This window comes from Cellulomonas sp. NPDC055163 (assembly GCF_053607065.1).
The window spans coordinates 470,590-485,809 of record NZ_JBSGSU010000001.1; the positions used below are offsets into that span (position 1 = coordinate 470,590).

Annotated in this window: 11 protein-coding genes; 5 read left to right on the plus strand and 6 right to left on the minus strand. The window is 76.6% G+C overall.

Annotation, left to right across the window (positions count from 1 at the left end; genetic code table 11):
• Nucleotides 1–534 (plus strand): TetR/AcrR family transcriptional regulator, encoded by a 534-nt coding sequence (locus ACWFNE_RS02020; RefSeq protein ID WP_452120787.1) that lies wholly within the window; start codon nucleotides 1–3, stop codon nucleotides 532–534.
• A gap of 95 nt (nucleotides 535–629) precedes the next feature.
• Here ACWFNE_RS02020 and ACWFNE_RS02025 read toward each other — a convergent pair whose 3' ends face one another.
• The gene (locus ACWFNE_RS02025) at nucleotides 630–6,263 is read right to left on the minus strand and encodes a DUF4011 domain-containing protein (RefSeq protein ID WP_452120788.1); all 5,634 of its coding nucleotides are present in this window, start codon (nucleotides 6,261–6,263) and stop codon (nucleotides 630–632) included.
• A 410-nt stretch (nucleotides 6,264–6,673) separates the two neighbouring features.
• On the opposite strand from ACWFNE_RS02025, the gene ACWFNE_RS02030 reads away from it, so the two are divergent.
• Nucleotides 6,674–6,988 (plus strand): hypothetical protein, encoded by a 315-nt coding sequence (locus ACWFNE_RS02030; protein ID WP_452120789.1) that lies wholly within the window; start codon nucleotides 6,674–6,676, stop codon nucleotides 6,986–6,988.
• A complete protein-coding gene (locus ACWFNE_RS02035; RefSeq protein WP_452120790.1) occupies nucleotides 6,985–8,043 on the plus strand; it encodes a hypothetical protein in 1,059 nt (352 codons plus the stop codon). The genes ACWFNE_RS02030 and ACWFNE_RS02035 overlap by 4 nt, the downstream gene beginning before the upstream one ends.
• A 40-nt stretch (nucleotides 8,044–8,083) precedes the next feature.
• Here the strand turns inward: ACWFNE_RS02035 and ACWFNE_RS02040 are convergent, their stop codons facing one another.
• Nucleotides 8,084–8,791: a M50 family metallopeptidase gene (locus tag ACWFNE_RS02040; protein WP_452120791.1), complete on the minus strand. Its 708-nt coding sequence runs from the start codon at nucleotides 8,789–8,791 to the stop codon at nucleotides 8,084–8,086.
• 264 nt (nucleotides 8,792–9,055) lie between these two features.
• Between ACWFNE_RS02040 and ACWFNE_RS02045 the strand changes: the two genes are divergently transcribed.
• Nucleotides 9,056–10,228 (plus strand): DUF6310 domain-containing protein, encoded by a 1,173-nt coding sequence (locus tag ACWFNE_RS02045; protein WP_452120792.1) that lies wholly within the window; start codon nucleotides 9,056–9,058, stop codon nucleotides 10,226–10,228.
• A complete protein-coding gene (locus ACWFNE_RS02050; RefSeq protein ID WP_452120793.1) occupies nucleotides 10,225–11,022 on the plus strand; it encodes a hypothetical protein in 798 nt (265 codons plus the stop codon). Before ACWFNE_RS02045 ends, ACWFNE_RS02050 begins: the two co-directional genes overlap by 4 nt.
• Nucleotides 11,023–11,184: 162 nt before the next feature.
• Here ACWFNE_RS02050 and ACWFNE_RS02055 read toward each other — a convergent pair whose 3' ends face one another.
• The 4 genes from ACWFNE_RS02055 to ACWFNE_RS02070 all read right to left on the minus strand — a co-directional run bounded on the left by ACWFNE_RS02055 (nucleotide 11,185) and on the right by ACWFNE_RS02070 (nucleotide 15,211).
• Complete coding sequence (locus ACWFNE_RS02055) at nucleotides 11,185–11,871, minus strand: LmeA family phospholipid-binding protein (RefSeq protein WP_452120794.1); 687 nt, start codon at nucleotides 11,869–11,871, stop codon at nucleotides 11,185–11,187.
• Between the two features lie 85 nt (nucleotides 11,872–11,956).
• Nucleotides 11,957–12,853 carry an aminoglycoside phosphotransferase family protein gene (locus ACWFNE_RS02060; protein ID WP_452120795.1) on the minus strand — a complete coding sequence of 299 codons (897 nt, stop codon included), beginning with the start codon at nucleotides 12,851–12,853 and terminating at the stop codon, nucleotides 11,957–11,959.
• Between the two features lie 262 nt (nucleotides 12,854–13,115).
• Nucleotides 13,116–14,585: a flotillin family protein gene (locus ACWFNE_RS02065; protein WP_452120796.1), complete on the minus strand. Its 1,470-nt coding sequence runs from the start codon at nucleotides 14,583–14,585 to the stop codon at nucleotides 13,116–13,118.
• A gap of 158 nt (nucleotides 14,586–14,743) precedes the next feature.
• On the minus strand, nucleotides 14,744–15,211 hold the full coding sequence (locus tag ACWFNE_RS02070; RefSeq protein WP_452120797.1) for an NfeD family protein: 468 nt from the start codon (nucleotides 15,209–15,211) through the stop codon (nucleotides 14,744–14,746).
• Nucleotides 15,212–15,220 lie beyond the last annotated feature (9 nt).

Below are 15,220 nucleotides of genomic sequence, written 5' to 3' on the forward strand. Positions count from 1 at the left end.
ATGTCTCCGACCCCGGAACGCACCACGCTCGCCGAGATCGTCGCCGCCGGGCGCGACCTCCTCGAGTCCGGCGGGCCGTCGCGCCTCACCATGCAGGCCGTCGCGACGCGCGTCGGGGTCCGCGCACCGTCCCTCTACAAGCGCGTGCGAGACCGCGACGCGCTGCTCGGCCTCGTCGCCGCCGCCACCGTCGAGGAGCTCGGCGAACGGCTCGCCGCAGCCGACGCGACCGTCGCCGGCGCGGCGCGCGCCTTCCGGTCCTTCGCCCACGAGCGACCCGAGGGCTTCCGCCTCGTGCTCTCCGACCGCGGCGACCCCGAGGCGCTCCGGCGCGCGAGCGAACCGGTGCTGCGGATCGCCGCCGAGCTCGTGGGCGAGGCCGACGCGCTGGAGGCCGCCCGGCTGGTCACCGCCTGGGCGACGGGCTTCCTCAGCATGGAGCTCGCGGGCGCGTTCCGGCTCGGCGGCGACCTGGACGACGCCTACGAGTACGGGGTCGCGCGGCTGACGGACGCGCTCGCACGCGACCGCTGAGCACGCGGTCCAGCACGCCGAGCACCGGGTCGGCGAGCACCCGGCTCGCCGGGCGCCCGAACGACGGCCCTCGAGCAGTCGGCCGGCTACAGCCGTCAGCGGAACCTGGCCGGCCCCGGTGCGGCGGCCGTTCCGCCATCGACCCGGGCCGCCCGCTCCACCGCCCCCACGAGGTGGTCCAGCACGTCCCCCGGCGTCGCGAGCCACGCGGGCAGCCACACGCGCTCGACCGCCGGCCAGCGCAGCATCCGCGACAGCACCTCGGTGGGCAGCCCGTCGCGGTCGCCGACCGTGCGGCGCGCGGCCCAGCCCGGCCCGTCGAGGAGGACCGCGACGAGCGGACGCTCCGGCGCCGCGGCGTCGGCCAGCGCGAGGTCGACCCGGAAGTCGGAGAGCCCGACGTCGGTGCGGACCGCGACCCCCCGCTCGCGCAGCGCCTCCGCGACCTGCTCGCGGTGCCGGTCCACAGCGGACGAGCGCCGCGCAGGGACCGTCGTCGCGCGCGACCGGCTCGCCGCGAGGTCGAGGTACGCGCGCAGGTGCTTGATGCCGACGCTCTGGGTCTCCTCGGCGCGCAGCTGCTCCGGGTCGAACGAGGAGAACACCACGACCTGGCGCCGCGCCCGGGTGACCGCGACGTTGAGCCGGCGCTCGCCGCCGTCGCGGTTGAGCGGCCCGAAGTTCAGCGGGAGGTACCCGCGCTCGTTCACCGAGAACGCCGTCGAGAACAGGATCGTGTCGCGCTCGTCGCCCTGGACGTTCTCGAGGTTCTTGACGAACAGGCCCTCGTCGGAGCCGCCCGCGGAGCCGCTGCGCTCGAGCGCGTCGGCGAGCCGCTCGTCGCCCGAGTCCCGGAGCAGCGCCTCGATGAGCGCGCGCTGCGGGGCGTTGAACGTGACGACCCCGATCGACGGCAGGCCGTCCGGCGAGGCGTCGAAGCGGCGGCGGATCTCCTCGACCACCGCCTGGGCCTCGACCGGGTTCGTGCGGAGGAGCCCAGCCGTGGACTCCCCCGGGCCGCCCCGGCGCACCGAGCGGTGGAACGTCCCGTCGACCCGCACGAGGCTCACGCCGTAGCCGCCGGGCCCGGGGTCCGCGGCGCCGGACGTCGGTGCGGGGAACGAGCTGAGCCGGTCCTCGTAGTACTGGTGGTTGCTGAACGCGATGAGCGACTCGTCCTGGCTGCGGTAGTGCCACGACAGCCACCGCCGCGGCACGCGTGCCTGCACGCACTCGGACAGGATGCTCTCCTCGTCCTCGACGGCCAGGGCACCCGTGAGCACGCCCTCCGCGAGCCCGTCCGCGCTCTCGACGTCCGTGCCGCCCTCCGCCGGCTCGTCGTCGCTCCCGCCCGTGACCTCGGCGAACGACGTCGGCGGCATCTGCTTGGAGTCCCCGACCACGACGACCGAGCGCGCCCGGCCCAGGGCCCCGACGGCGTCGGCCACCCGGATCTGGGACGCCTCGTCGAACACCACGAGGTCGAACAGGCCCGCGCGCGCCGGGAAGAACCGAGCGAGCGAGTCGGGGCTCACGAGCACGCACGGCATGACCTGCGTGACGAGCTCGCCGTACGTCGCCATGAGCCCGCGCACGCCGAGCCCGCCGCGCTGCCGGGCCAGCTCGCGCACGAGCCCACCCATGTCACCGTGCGCCGTCGACGCGTCGAACGGGCGCGCCGCCGTGACCTCGCGCGGGAGCGCGGTGCGCTGGTGGTCGCGGACCGCGGCGGCGGAGGAGAGGAAGCGGCCGATCGCACGGCCGTGCGCGACGGGGTCGAAGCCGTCGAGGCCCGTCGCGGTGCGGCGCTCGCGGGCCGACGCGAGCGCGACCCCCCGGTCGAGGGCACGCACGGCGTCCGCCGCGTCGACCGCACCGACGAGGAGGAGCTCGCGCGCCGTGGTGAGCCGGGCGCGGCGCAGCGGCTCGAGCGCCCCGACGAACGCGACCCAGCGCTGCAGCGGGAGCGCGTCGACGGCCCGGGTGGCGACCGGGCGTGCTTCCGGGGCAGGGCCGTCCACATCCGGGTCGTCCCCCGCGGCGCCGGGGCCCCACGCGGCAGCGGACGCCCAGTCCGCGTCGAACCCCGCGCCCGCGCCCCCGACGCGCTCCGCCGCCGTCGCCGTCCAGCGCGCGACGAACCCGTCGGGCGTCGTCCACCGGGCGACCTGCCGCGTCGTGGCCTGCACGGCCGCCGCGAGCGCCGTCGTCGTGCGCGCGACCCGCTCGAGCACCGCCACGTCGGCCGGCAGCAGCGGGAGGCGCGCGACGTCGTCGACGAACGCCCGCAGCGCGCGCACGAACGGGTCGGCCGTCGGGTCGCCGCCGTCGGGGTCGACGGCCTCGCCGGCCCACGTGAGCCACGCGACCTGGCTCTGCACCGTCTCGAGCGCCTCGGGCAGCAGCGGGTTCCAGCCCTCCGGGAGCGTCACGCCGGCGAGCCCCTGCACGCGGAACGCGAGCGTCTGCACGGCGACCTGCACGCGCGCGAGCGACGCCGCGACGTCGAGCACCTGCCCGGCCTTGAGCGTCGTGCCCGGTCGCAGGCCCGGCTGGAGCTGCGCGCCGACCGCGAGCAGCCGGCCGCGCCGGCCCCACCACCCCGACGACGCGGCGGCCTGCGCCTGGCGGGCGAGGTCGGCGAGCGGGAGGTCGAGCACGGTGGGGACGGCGACCGCGAGTCCGTGGTGCTCCGCGGCGGCCGTCGCCGGGAACGCGGTGATCTCCTCGACGAGCCGGGCCGCGGTCGCGCGCCAGCGCTCGGTGCGGGTCTCGTCGAGCGTCTCGACGCGGACCGGCGGGGCGGCGCCGAGGTCGGCGAGCACCTCGAGGTCCTCGTGCGTGCGCGCGGCGGCGAGCACGGTCGCGGTCGAGCCGCTCAGGGCCCGCGCCGGGGCGAGCGCCGCGTCGACGTCGGCGACGACCCGGCCGACGGCGGCCACGTCGAGGCGCTGCGGGTCGGCGAGCCCGACGAAGCCCCACGGGTGGTCGGGGCGCGGGCGCGCCGGGTCGGCGGTGTCGGGCAGCAGCTCGAGCGCGCGCCGCAGCGCGGGGACCTCGGGAGCACGCGTCGTCACGAGCTCGACGGGCACGGGGAGCACCTCGGTCGTCCCGACGGTCGCCGGGCCCGCGATGCCGGCGCCGCCCGTGGCGGTCCCGGTCGCGCGTCGCCGCCCCGCGCCCTCCGTCAGCGCGAGCAGGCTCGTGCGCGCCGAGTAGAACGACAGCCCGACGCCGTTGGCCTCGTGCAGCCGCTCGGCGTACCGGGCGAGAGCGCGGCGGGCCGCGCGCAGCGTCTCCTGCTCGGCGGCCAGCCCCTCGTCGTCGACCTCGACGACGTGCTCCAGCGCGGTGCGGACCTGCGCGCGGACCGCGGAGGGCTTGCTGCCCTTGTCGTGCAGGTCGAGCGAGAACGGGCCCATGCCGACGTCGTCGAGCCGCGCGCGGACCACGTCCAGCGCCGCCCGCTTCTCGGCGACGAACAGCACCCGGCGCCCCTCGGCCACCGCCCGCGTCAGCAGGTTCGTGATGGTCTGCGACTTGCCGGTGCCGGGCGGGCCCTCGAGCACGAACGTCCGGCCGGCGACCGCGTGCGCGACGGCGTCGAGCTGCGAGGCGTCCGCGGGCACCGGGCACGCCGCCGCGAGCTCGTCGAGGTCGACCGCGGCGGGCTCGGGGGCCGGGTCGGCGAACACGGCGGTGGGCGACTCGACGAGGTGCCGGACGAGCGGGTTCTGCGTGAGCACGTCCCAGTGCTCGTCGAGGTCCTTCCACAGCCGGAACTTCGCGAACTGCAGGATCGCGAGGTCGGCGGTCTCCTCGACGCGGTAGCCGAGGCCCTCGGCCGCGAGCGCCGTGCGCAGCGCGAGCAGCGCGGCGTCGACGTCGATCCCCGCGCCGTCGAGCGCGGGCTCCGCGAGGCCCGGGACGGTGAGCCCGTGCACCTGGCGCAGCTTCTCGAGCAGGCAGTAGTTGGGCGTGCTCGCGCCGGTCTCGTCGAGCTCGAGGCGGTACGCGTGCTCGCGCGAGCGCGTCACGAGCCGCACCGGCGTCAGCACGAGCGGCGACCGCAGCTCGCGGCCGTCGAGCGTCCACACCAGCGAGCCCGACGCGAGGTACAGGTTGTTGGCGCCCGTCTCCTCGACGACCGTGCGTGCCTTGTACGCGAGCCCCCGCAGCCGCGTCGCGTACCCGGCGGCGGGCAGGTCGGTGTAGAGCGCCCCGCGCCGGGCGAACAGCTCGGCACGCTGCTCGGGCGGCAGCTCACGGCCGCCCGTGGCACCACGCGCGCGCTGCACCTCGTCGAGCTGGTCGGCGGGCAGCAGGTGCACCGCACGGCCGTCGTGCAGCGCGTCCTCGACCGCACCGAGGCTCCCGGCCGGCACCGCCAGCGGGATGCCGGAGCGGGGCGTGAAGTGGATGAGCCGGTTGCGCAGCGACAGGTCGAGCAGCGCGTTCTTCCACTGCGCGACGCGCGGCGGCACGGGCGCCCGGCCCAGCGTCCCCGCGGCGGCGGGACGCACGTCGCCGTCGGCGGCAACAGGCTGCGGGGCGGTCGTGCGGTCCTCGCCCGGCCGGTACTCGGTGATCGTCACGGTGCCGTCCGCGGCGCGGGTGTGCGCGGGCAGCGGCAGGACGCCCGCGCGCCGGGCGCGCCACACGTCGACCACGCCGAGCACGCGCGCGAGGTCGCCGGTCAGCCAGCGCGCGTACGCGGCGTCGTGCGCCTGCGCGGCCGTCACCGGTCCCGGGCGAGCGGCGCCGGCCCCGCCCTCGCCCGTGCCGCGCGCCGTCACGAGGGTCGTCTCGACGAGCCGGACGAGCCCGAGGTCGACGAGGTTGACCACGGCCGCGACGTCCGGGACCTCGCGCTGCGCGATCGCCGCGAGCGCCGCCTCCTCGCGCCAGTACCCGAGGAACGCGTGCCCCTCGACGAGCCACAGCAGCGGGCGGACCCCGACGTGCTCGAGCGCCGCCGCCATCGTCACGACGGTGTCGAGGCAGGTCCCGACGCGGCCGTCGAGCACCTCCTCGGGCGTGCGGACCTTCTGGCCGACGTCCGACCACGACGCGGGCGGCTCGCTGTACCGGATGCCGCGCGCGGTCGTCGCGTCGAGGACCGCGGCGACGGTCGCGTCCACCCGCTCGGGCCCCTGCTGGTAGCCGGCCGTCGACGCGTCGCCCGTCCGCTCGGCGAGCAGCACGCACGCCTCGTCGACGAGCGTGCGCACCGCCGGGTGGTTCGGCATGACGAACGCCGCGAGCAGCTCCATCGCGAGCACCGGCGGCACCGCGAGCCACTGGCGGGGCGCGAGGAGGTCGACCTGCACGGTCCGCTCCGCGAGCAGGTCGCCCTCGCCCAGCACCTGCACCACGACCTGCGCGGGCCGCTGCTCCTCGATCTGCAGGACCGCCGCCGGGTCGAGCCGCAGGTCCACGTCGGTGAGGACGGTCTGCGCGTCGGTCTCGAGGTCGACGAGCTGCTCCCACGGCGTGCCGACGCGGCCCTCGACGTCGCGCACCTCGACCTGCACGACCGCGCCCCGCACCGCCGGACCCGTGTGGTGCACCGCGATGCGGCTCACGACGGGCAGCCGGTTGTGCGCCATCGGGTAGGAGAGCACGGGCGCGGCGTCGACCTCGACGGTCGTGCCCGCGCGGCGCACCGTCTCGGCCGGGCGGCTCGACGGGGTGGACGGCGGGGTGCTCGGGGAGCTCTCGTCAGGCATCGAGTGCGAGGCTAGCCCGGCGCGGCGACAGCGGCGCAGGCCCGCGCCGGTGGGTGGGTGCGGGCGGGCGGCGTCACTCAGGTCCGTCGCGGCGTGCGCGACGGTGCCGAGCGGGTCCGGGCATGAAGAAGACCCGTTGCGCAGGGGGCAGGCAACGGGCCTTCTGGTTGAAACATTAACCTACTACCGGGCGTCGCGGGCACTTTTCGCCGGGTGATCTGCGAGCGGTCGGCACCACGCCCCGGGGACCCGTGCAGCCACCGCGGTCCGACGCCCGCCGGCCTCGCCCGAGCCGACCGCGCCCCCCGCCACGTCGCTGACGTCCGCCTTTGCTCGCCGACGCGCCGCGCCCTACGGTCGTGGCAGCCGCGGGGGGCCTGCGGCACATGCCACGACGACGAGGTACGAGCATGCACAGCAGACGCACCATCACGACCCTGACCCTGTCCGCCGGCCTGGCGCTCGGCGGGCTCGCCGCCGCGACGCCGGCGCAGGCGTACGACTACCTGCACGACGGGGTCCGCATCCGCACCCAGCCCTACACGTCCGCGGGCGTGGTCGGCGCCGGGTACCCCGGGCAGGGCGCCGAACGCCTCGGCCTCGCCCAGGGCAGCACCTACTCGTACAGCAACCAGTGGGGCACCGGGACGTCGTCGCTCTGGGCGAGGAACCGGAACCTCGTCACGGGCGCGGTCGGGTGGAGCGGGTCGTTCCTGATCTCGTGAGCGGCGGGACACCGGTGCCCGGGCGCACCGTGCGCCGGGCGGTCGTGACCGTGCTGGTCGCGGTCCTCGTGGCCGGGTCGGCCGGGTGCGCCGCGGACCGCGGCGACGCGCACGCGGGCGCTGCGCCGCCGTCGCTCGGGGGCACCCCGGCCGCGGGCGCCACGGAGCGGGCCGCCGGCGAGCCGACCGTGGTCGACGCGGACGCCGACCCGTCGGGCAACCTGCGGCTGCTCGCGGAGCACGGGCCGCCGCCGCTCGACGCATGGGGGTGGAGCGCGACGGAGGCCGCCACCGTGGCGCGCGCCGTCGCGGAGCTGACCGCGCGGTGCATGGCGGAGCGCGGCTTCGCGGTCGAGCGGGAGGCGGACCCCGGCGGCGACGCGGGCGGGCCGGGCGGCGTGCCCGGGGCCGACGGCCGGACCGGCACCGACGGCGTCGTCGGCGAGCCCGTGACCCACTGGGGCGGGTTCCTCGGGCTCGTGAGCCTCGACCGGGCGCGCACGACGGGCTACCAGGTGCTCGACGTCGAGGCCCGCCTCGACGAGCGCGCTCGCCTCGAGCGGGAGGCGGCCCGCACGCCCGACCCGGCCTACCTCGCGGCGCTGACCGGCGAGGGTGCCGCGGGTGCCGCGGGTGCGGCGGGGGCGCAGGACGGCGGCTGCAGCGGCCGGGCGTTCGACCAGGTCACCCCGGCGGACCCCGCCGTCGACCGGCGCATCCAGGAGCGGCTCTACGGCGAGGCGCTCCGGAGCGCGGGGCGGGACCCGGCGGTGGTGCGGGCGCTCGACGGGTGGTTCGCGTGCATGGCGCGCCGCGGGTACGAGCTCGACGCGGTTCCCGTGCCGGCCAGCACCGACCCGGTGACCCCCGAGCTCGTCGAGCAGGCGGTCGCCGACGTGGGGTGCAAGGACCGGACCGACCTCGTCGACACCTACGTCACGGCGCTGTACGACGCCGAGCGCGCGCTCGCCGCGGCGCACCGGGCCGAGCTCGAGTCGTTCGCCGCGTGGGGCCGCGAGCGCGCCCGGCTCGCGGCGCAAGCGCTCGCCGGTTGACGCCGGGCCCGGCGCACGGCGTGTGCGCCGGAGCGCCGGGTCAGCCGACGAGCCAGAACGCCCCGAGGGCCAGCGCGCCGAGCGTCACGACCAGGAAGATCCCGACCCACAGGATCCCCGGCGTCCGGGTGAGGTTCCCGAGGATGTCGGCGTCGGACTGCCCGCGCCCCCGGGCCCGGCGGCGCGAGTGCTGGAGCTCGAGCACCGCGCGCGGGGCGCCGAGCAGCAGGAACCACGTCACGGCGTACGCGAACGTCAGCTGCCACTCCACCGGCGCCCACCACGTCACGCCGACGAGCACGACGCCGCTGACGAGCACCGTCCACAACCCGTACCAGTTGCGGATCTGCAGGAGCAGCAGCGCGAGCGCGAGCACGAGCAGCCACAGCAGCCCGACGGCGTACCCGCGCCCGAGCAGCCACGCGGCCCCGAGCCCGAGGAACGCCGGCCCCACGTACCCCGCGAACGCCGTCGCGACCATGCCCGGCCCGCGCGGCCGCCCGACCGACACCGTCAGCCCGGACGTGTCCGAGTGCAGCCGGATGCCCGCGAGCCGCCGGCCCGTGAGCACGGCCACCGTCGCGTGCGCGCCCTCGTGCACGATCGTCAGCGCGTGCCGCGTCAGGTGCCACAGCCTCGGCAGGGCGAGGCACAGCAGCGCCACCCCTGCCGTGACGAGGACGACGGCCGGGACAGCCGGGTCCTGCGTGCTCGTCGCGCGTTGCCAGATCTCGCTGATCAGGTCCACGGATCACCTCCGGTGCGCAGCCAACCAGATCTTCGGCGACGGCGAGGCACCACCGTCCGGGGGCGAGCCGCCCGGGGACGGCCGGGCGTGCCCCCGCGCCCCGTCCGCCCGGGCAGACCTGCGGCCCCGAAGGCGCCGACGTCGTCCGCGACCCGCCGCGCTCACGGACGGACGGGCTAGCGTTCGACGACGATCCGGGAGCGTGCGATGGACGAGCGACTTGCTGCCACAGCCGCACCGAACCACGCCCCACGGGAGCCGGGCGTGGTGACGACCTGGTCCCAGGCCTCGGGCGCGCAGGCGACGGTGCTCCGCCTGCAGCGGAGCGCAGGCAACGCCGCGACGTGCGCGGCGCTCCGGACGTCCACGGTCGTGCAGCGGTCCGGCCCGAGCGGACGCGACGCTGCCGTCACGCCCGTGGACGTGCCGGTCCAGCGGCAGGACCACCCGGCGACACCTGCGCAGCCAGCGGTGACCGGCCGGCCGCAGGTCCTGGCAGGTCTCGTGGGCGAGTGGCGCGCGGCCGGGCTCCTCGACCCGCCGTTCCGCCCGCCCGACGTCGGGGCGTTCCCCGACCTGGGCCCCGCGCGGCAGGAGCCGGTCGAGGTCGGGGCCCCGGCCGCGGGCGGTGCGATGCCGCTGCCCCAGCAACCCCCTCCTCCGGGGCGTCCGCCGCTCGAGCTCCTGCCCGGCGGCAGAGGCGCGCCCGCCCCGCCACCCACTCTCGCTCCGCGCCCGGTGCCGCCGACCGTGGCCCCCCGCCCGGTGCCGCTGCCTCCGCCCGCGCTCCTCGGCATCGTGATCGTGCTCCTGATCCTCCTGTGGCCGAACAGCACGGCGCCCGCGTGGATGGACTCGGTCAGCCCGATCACCGGGCTCGGTTACGGCAGCCCCGAGGAGTACGAGTGGACCGGCGGGCTGTCCCAGCCGCAGCGCGACTACCTCCGGCACCTCTACCAGGCGCGCGAGCTCCAGCCCGACCCTGCGGCCGACGGCGAGGGCGATCCCATGGCGGTCCCGGCCCCGCAGACGGCGACCGGCGGCGGAGGGCGTCGCGAGGTCTGCTTCGCGACGCCGGTGCCGCGACGGGGCGGGCACGCCCGGCACGACGCCTACGCGACCCGCGTCACCGGCACCCCGCTCGACTACTACGTGCGGACGCCTGCAGGGCTGGGCATCAACTACGACGGGCTCCAGACCGGCACGAGCAACGTGTGGGAGGTCAAGACGGGGTTCGGGTGGTTCCACAACCCCGGCAGCCGCTCGCTGACCACGCTGACGCTGGCCCGGTGGGACGTCCAGAAGAACCTGGGCATGGCGGTCGCGTTCCCGTGCGGGTACACGCACCTGTGGGCGCACCCCGACAGGTACATCGCCGCGATGCTCACGACCCGCTGGGGCGGTGTCCCTCCGGTGCTCGCCCTCCCCGAACGATGAACGCGCACCCGGTCCCCGCGACCTCGCGGCTGGTGCTCGAGCGCCCCGCCGAGAACCTGACCGAGCTGGCCGCGCCACTCGCCGCGCTGGCCGACGCGCTCGCACCCGGTGCCGCCTGGGTCGCCGGTGAGCCACCGGAGGTCCCGGTCCGTCCGGCACCCGCGGCGCTGACGGCCTACCTGGCGGGCGTCGACGCCGCCAGGAGATCGGGTGAACCCCGGGTCTGCCGGCTGCTGTGCGACGACGGCCCCGAGATCGTCCTCGACGTCGAGCCCACCCCGGCCGGGGGCGTCGGGATCGCCTGGCTGTCGGTGACGGGTCTGCCGCCGAGCGAGGTCCCCGTCGTCGCCGCGGCCGGCGCCGTCGCCTTCGAGGCGGACTACGGGCGTGTCGAGGACGAGCAGCTGCTCCTGCGCTACCACGGCCGTCGCGCTCACGAGCGGGCGCTCGCTGCCACGCCACCGGACCTGCGCCGTCACGTCCCGGCCCCGCCCCCGGTCCCCGACGGGCTGGCGCTGCCCGACCTCCTGGTGCCGCAGGAGCTCGACCGCCTGGGCGTCCCCCCGGCGGTCTGGTGGGTCAACGTCTGGGGCCCACGCCAGCTGGCGACCCTGGGCGAGGCGCGCGTCGTCGAGGCCCCGTGGGCGCACATCCGTCCGCTGTCGGGCGGGCGGCTGCTGCTGCTCGCGACGGCCCACCCCGCCGACCCCGACGACCCCGCCGACGTCGCCAGCCTGCGCCGCCTGGTCGACGTGCTGGACCTGCGAGCGGCGCAGGAGGCGCACCGCGGCTAGGTCCCCTCCTCGCGCGCCACCCGCACGGAACTGCGCGCCGCGGGGTCATCGCCCCCGTCCCCGGGCCAGGTGACCTGCACGGGCGACGGCAGGCACCGGCGGCGGGCTCGCGGGCGCGAGCCTCCCGGGTCGGCGGCGCAGCGAAGGCGCTGCGCCGCGGAGTCACGGCGCCTGGAGCGCGACGTCCTGCCCGACGGCGACGATGCGGGCCCCCTCGGGCACCACCTGCACCTCGCTCAGCACGACGCCCTCCGGCAGCCCGTCGAGCGGCACGGGGATGCCGCTGAGCCGGTCCTCGAGGCGTCCGGGCAGGTCGGCGACGTCGACCGAGACGCCGCCCACGCTCACGGTCGTCACCCCGACCTGCAGCGCACCCTCGACGACCGCGGGGGCGAGGCGGGCGGACAGCTCCAGGCCGAGCACCGAGCCCGACGCGACGAGCTCCGCGCCGTCGGTGGCGAGGTCCGCGTCGACCTCGCTGTGGTCGCGTACGAGCTGCTCGAGCGACGCGGTCGGCACCGTCCCCGTGAACCGGACCTGCGCCGCGGTGTACGGCTCCGAGGTCGTCACGCCCGTGGCGGTCGCGTCGACGTCGACCACCTCGGTGCCCTCGAGCACCACGCCGTCGGCGTGCGCGACCACCTCGTCGACCGACCCCGCGAGGAGCTGTGTGAGGAACGGGAAGCCGCCGAGGTCGACCGTGGGGGTGCCCGTGACGTCGAGCCGGGCGGCGAGCTGGTCGACTGCCGTGCGCTCCACCTCGGCCTGCGCGTACCGGTCCACGACGAGGAGACCGCCGGCGAGCACCCCGATCCCGACGACCCCGACGACGACTCCGCGTGCACCCATCGGGCCAGCGTAGGGACCGGCGGGCGCCTCCGTCGGTCGTCGGTCGCCCCGTCACCCGTGCGTGGCGACCGCGCGGCCGGCCCTCCTACCGGCCGGCGGCGTCCGCGAGGACCTCGCCGATCACGTACCGCGCGTTCGCGGCGAGGGGCTTGTTGGTCTCGACGTAGTACGGCAGCTGCAGGCACGCCTGCGACAGCGACCACGCGCGGCTGCGCAGCCACGTCGCCTCGTCGACGTCGAGCGCCGCGCGGAGCACCGGGCGCAGAGCGCGCGGGAGCAGGTTCCACGCCACCTGGAGGTCGACCGCCGGGTCGCCGCGGCTCACCCCCGCGAAGTCGATGAGCCCGGTCAGGCGCCCGCCGCGCACGAGCAGGTTGCCCGGGGCGATGTCGCTGTGGATCCAGACCCCGGGCGGCTCGCACGTCGGCAGGTCGAACGCCGCGTCCCACACGGCGGTGACCGCGTCGGTGTCGATCCCGGGCATGCCGCGCATCGCCGCGATCGACGCACGCGTCACGGCGTCGCGCGCGTCGAAGGTCAGGCCGCGGTGGTTCGGCGGGCCGCCGGGCACGTCGAGCGCGTGCAGCACCGCGAGGCACCCGGCGAGGTCGCGCACCAGGTGCTCGGTCACGTCCCCCGGCCGGGGCGGGGCCCCCTCGAGCCACGTGTAGACCGACCACGGCCACGGGTAGCCGTGGTCCGGGGCGCCGAGCGCGAGCGGCACGGGCGTCTCGACGGGCAGCGCGGGCCCGATCACCGGGAGCCAGCGCTGCTCGTGCTCGACCCCGTCCGCCGCTCCCGGGATGCGCGGCAGGCGCACGGCCAGGTCGTCGCCGAGCCGGAACATCGCGTTGTCCGTCCCGGCCGACGACGCGTGCACCACGGGCAGGTGCGCCCACTGCGGGTGCTGCTCGGCGACGAGCCGCCCCACGAGCGCGGCGTCGACGACCACCTCGTCCGCGTGCATCCTGCCTGCCGCCACGCGTACCTCCGTCCCGACGGGCCGACCGGTGCCGGTGGCGGGAGCACCGGCCCGGTGTCGCTCCCGCGGGTGCCAGCCTCGCCCGACAGCGCCCTCCCGCGCCGCTCCTTTTTCGCGCGTGGCACGGTCCCGCGAGTCGTCACCCCCCGGACGCACCGGTGCCCGGGTGCGGCGGCGAGGAGCCGAGCACCCGGGCACCGGGATCACACGCGGGACAGTCGTCCCCGCCGGCCGGGACGCGACCGGCCCCGACAGCGGTGGGTCAGGAGTGCACGCCGTCCGACGAGCGACCCACGCCGTTGTGGCCGCCCGCCTGGCCACCGACGAGCGCACCGACGTCGAGCCCCGTGAGCGACTTGATGACGTCCTGGCCCTCGCTCAGCACCTGCGCGACCGTCTTGGTGAGCGACGACGCGCCGTCCGTCGAGACCACGGTGAGGTTGTCGATGCCCGAGATCGGCTCGGCGGCGGCGCGGACGATCTCCGGCATCAGTGCGATGACCTGCTGCGCGAGGACGGCGGCACCCTGCTCGCGGAGCGCCTCGGCCTGCGCCTTGGTCGCCTCGGCGGCGGCCAGGCCCTCGGCGCGGGCGGCCTCGGCGCGCGCGAGACCGAGCGCCTCGATGGCCTTCGCCTGCGCGAGCTGACGGTCGCGGTCGGCGTTGCCGGCGCGGATCGTCGCCTCGGCGGCGGCCTCGGCGTCCTGGACCGCGGCGATCTTGTTCGCCTCGGCGATGCGCATGCGCTTGAACGCGTCGGCCTCGGTCGCGGCGTTCGTGGCGTCGCGGTTCGCGTTGGCCTGCTGGACGGCGGCGTACGCGGCGGCCTCGGCCGGCTTGCGGACGTCGATGTCGAGCTGCTCCTCGGTCACCCGCGCCTGCTCGGAGAGCGCCTCGCGCTGCAGCGCCGCGACCAGGCGGTCCTGCTCGGCGCGCGCGAGCTGCCCGGCGGCGTCGGCCTCGGCGTTGGCGCGGTCCGTCTCGGCCTTGATGCCGGCCTGCTTGAGCGACAGGTCGCGCTGGCGGGCGGCGATCTGCTCCATCGCCTGGATCTTGGCGAACTCGGAGACCTGCTGGGCCTCGGCCTCCTTGACCTCGGCGACCTGACGGGCGCGGGCGGCCTCGGCGCGGCCGAGGTTCGCGAGGTAGTCCGAGCCGGGCGTCGAGATGTCGGAGATGTTGAGCAGGTCGACCTGGAGGCCCTGCTCCGCGAGGTCCGTCTTGGTCGAGGCGACGACCGCGTCCTGCAGGGACTTCCGGTCGGAGATGATCTGCTCGATCGTCATGTCGCCGATGATCGCGCGCAGGGAGCCCTCGAGGGACTCCTTGATGACGTCGTTGAGCGTCGCCTGCTGGGACAGGAAGCGCTGGGCCGCACGCCGCACGCCCTCCTCGTCGCCGCGCACCTTGAAGTTGATGGACGCCTTGATCGCGAGCTTGATGCGGTTCTTGTCGACGCCCTCGACCGTGATGCCGATCTGCCGCTGCTCGAGCGAGATCGGGAAGCCCTGTTGGAGCACGGGCCAGATGAACACGCGCCCGCCGACGACGACGCGCTGACCCGAGTCGGTCGCCACGGCGTTCTTGCCGGCGCCGCGCCCGACGATCACGAGCGCCTCGTTCGGGGGCACGCGGCGGATGCGCTTGGTGATGAGGGCGATCAGGGCGACGAACGCGATGATCAGGGCGGCGACCGCAGCGACTACGGCACCCCCGTCGAGAAGCTGGTCCATGGTGGTCCCCGGTTCCCCGGGGCTCCTTTCGTCGGCGTGCGCGGTCTGTGTGCGGACGGTGCGTGCTGCGGGCGGTGCGCGCCGCGGGCGGGTGTGCTGGGGACGGGGCGGGCTCCGGGCCGGGCGCGGGCGGGTCGGGAGGGTGGCGCGGGGTCAGCTCACGCGCGGGTCACCTGGACGCGGGAGCCGGACACCGCGACGACGACGACGCGCGTCCCGGGCTCGATGGGCTCGTCGGCCCACGCGAGGCGGTTCTCGAGGTCGCGCACGCCCTCCAGGCGGACCTCCCCGCCGCTGGGTCCCGTCGTCGCGGTCGTCACGCCGTACGCACCGTCGAGCGGGGGCGGCGGGGCGTCGTCGCTCGCGGCCAGGGCCGTGATGACCCGCTGCGAGACCAGGGCGGCGACCGCCGCGAGCGCCACGGCGATCCCGTACGCCCACCCGGTGCCGAGGTCGTTCGCGACGGCGATCACGCCGGACGCGCCGAACACCACGGCACCGATGCCGATCGCGGAGCCGGACAGCCCGCCCTCGCCGAACCCGACCTCGTCGAACATCTCGCCGAAGACCAGCGACACGACGAGGAGCACGAGCCCGAGCGCTCCGAGGACGGTGAAGACGAGCACGGTGAGACC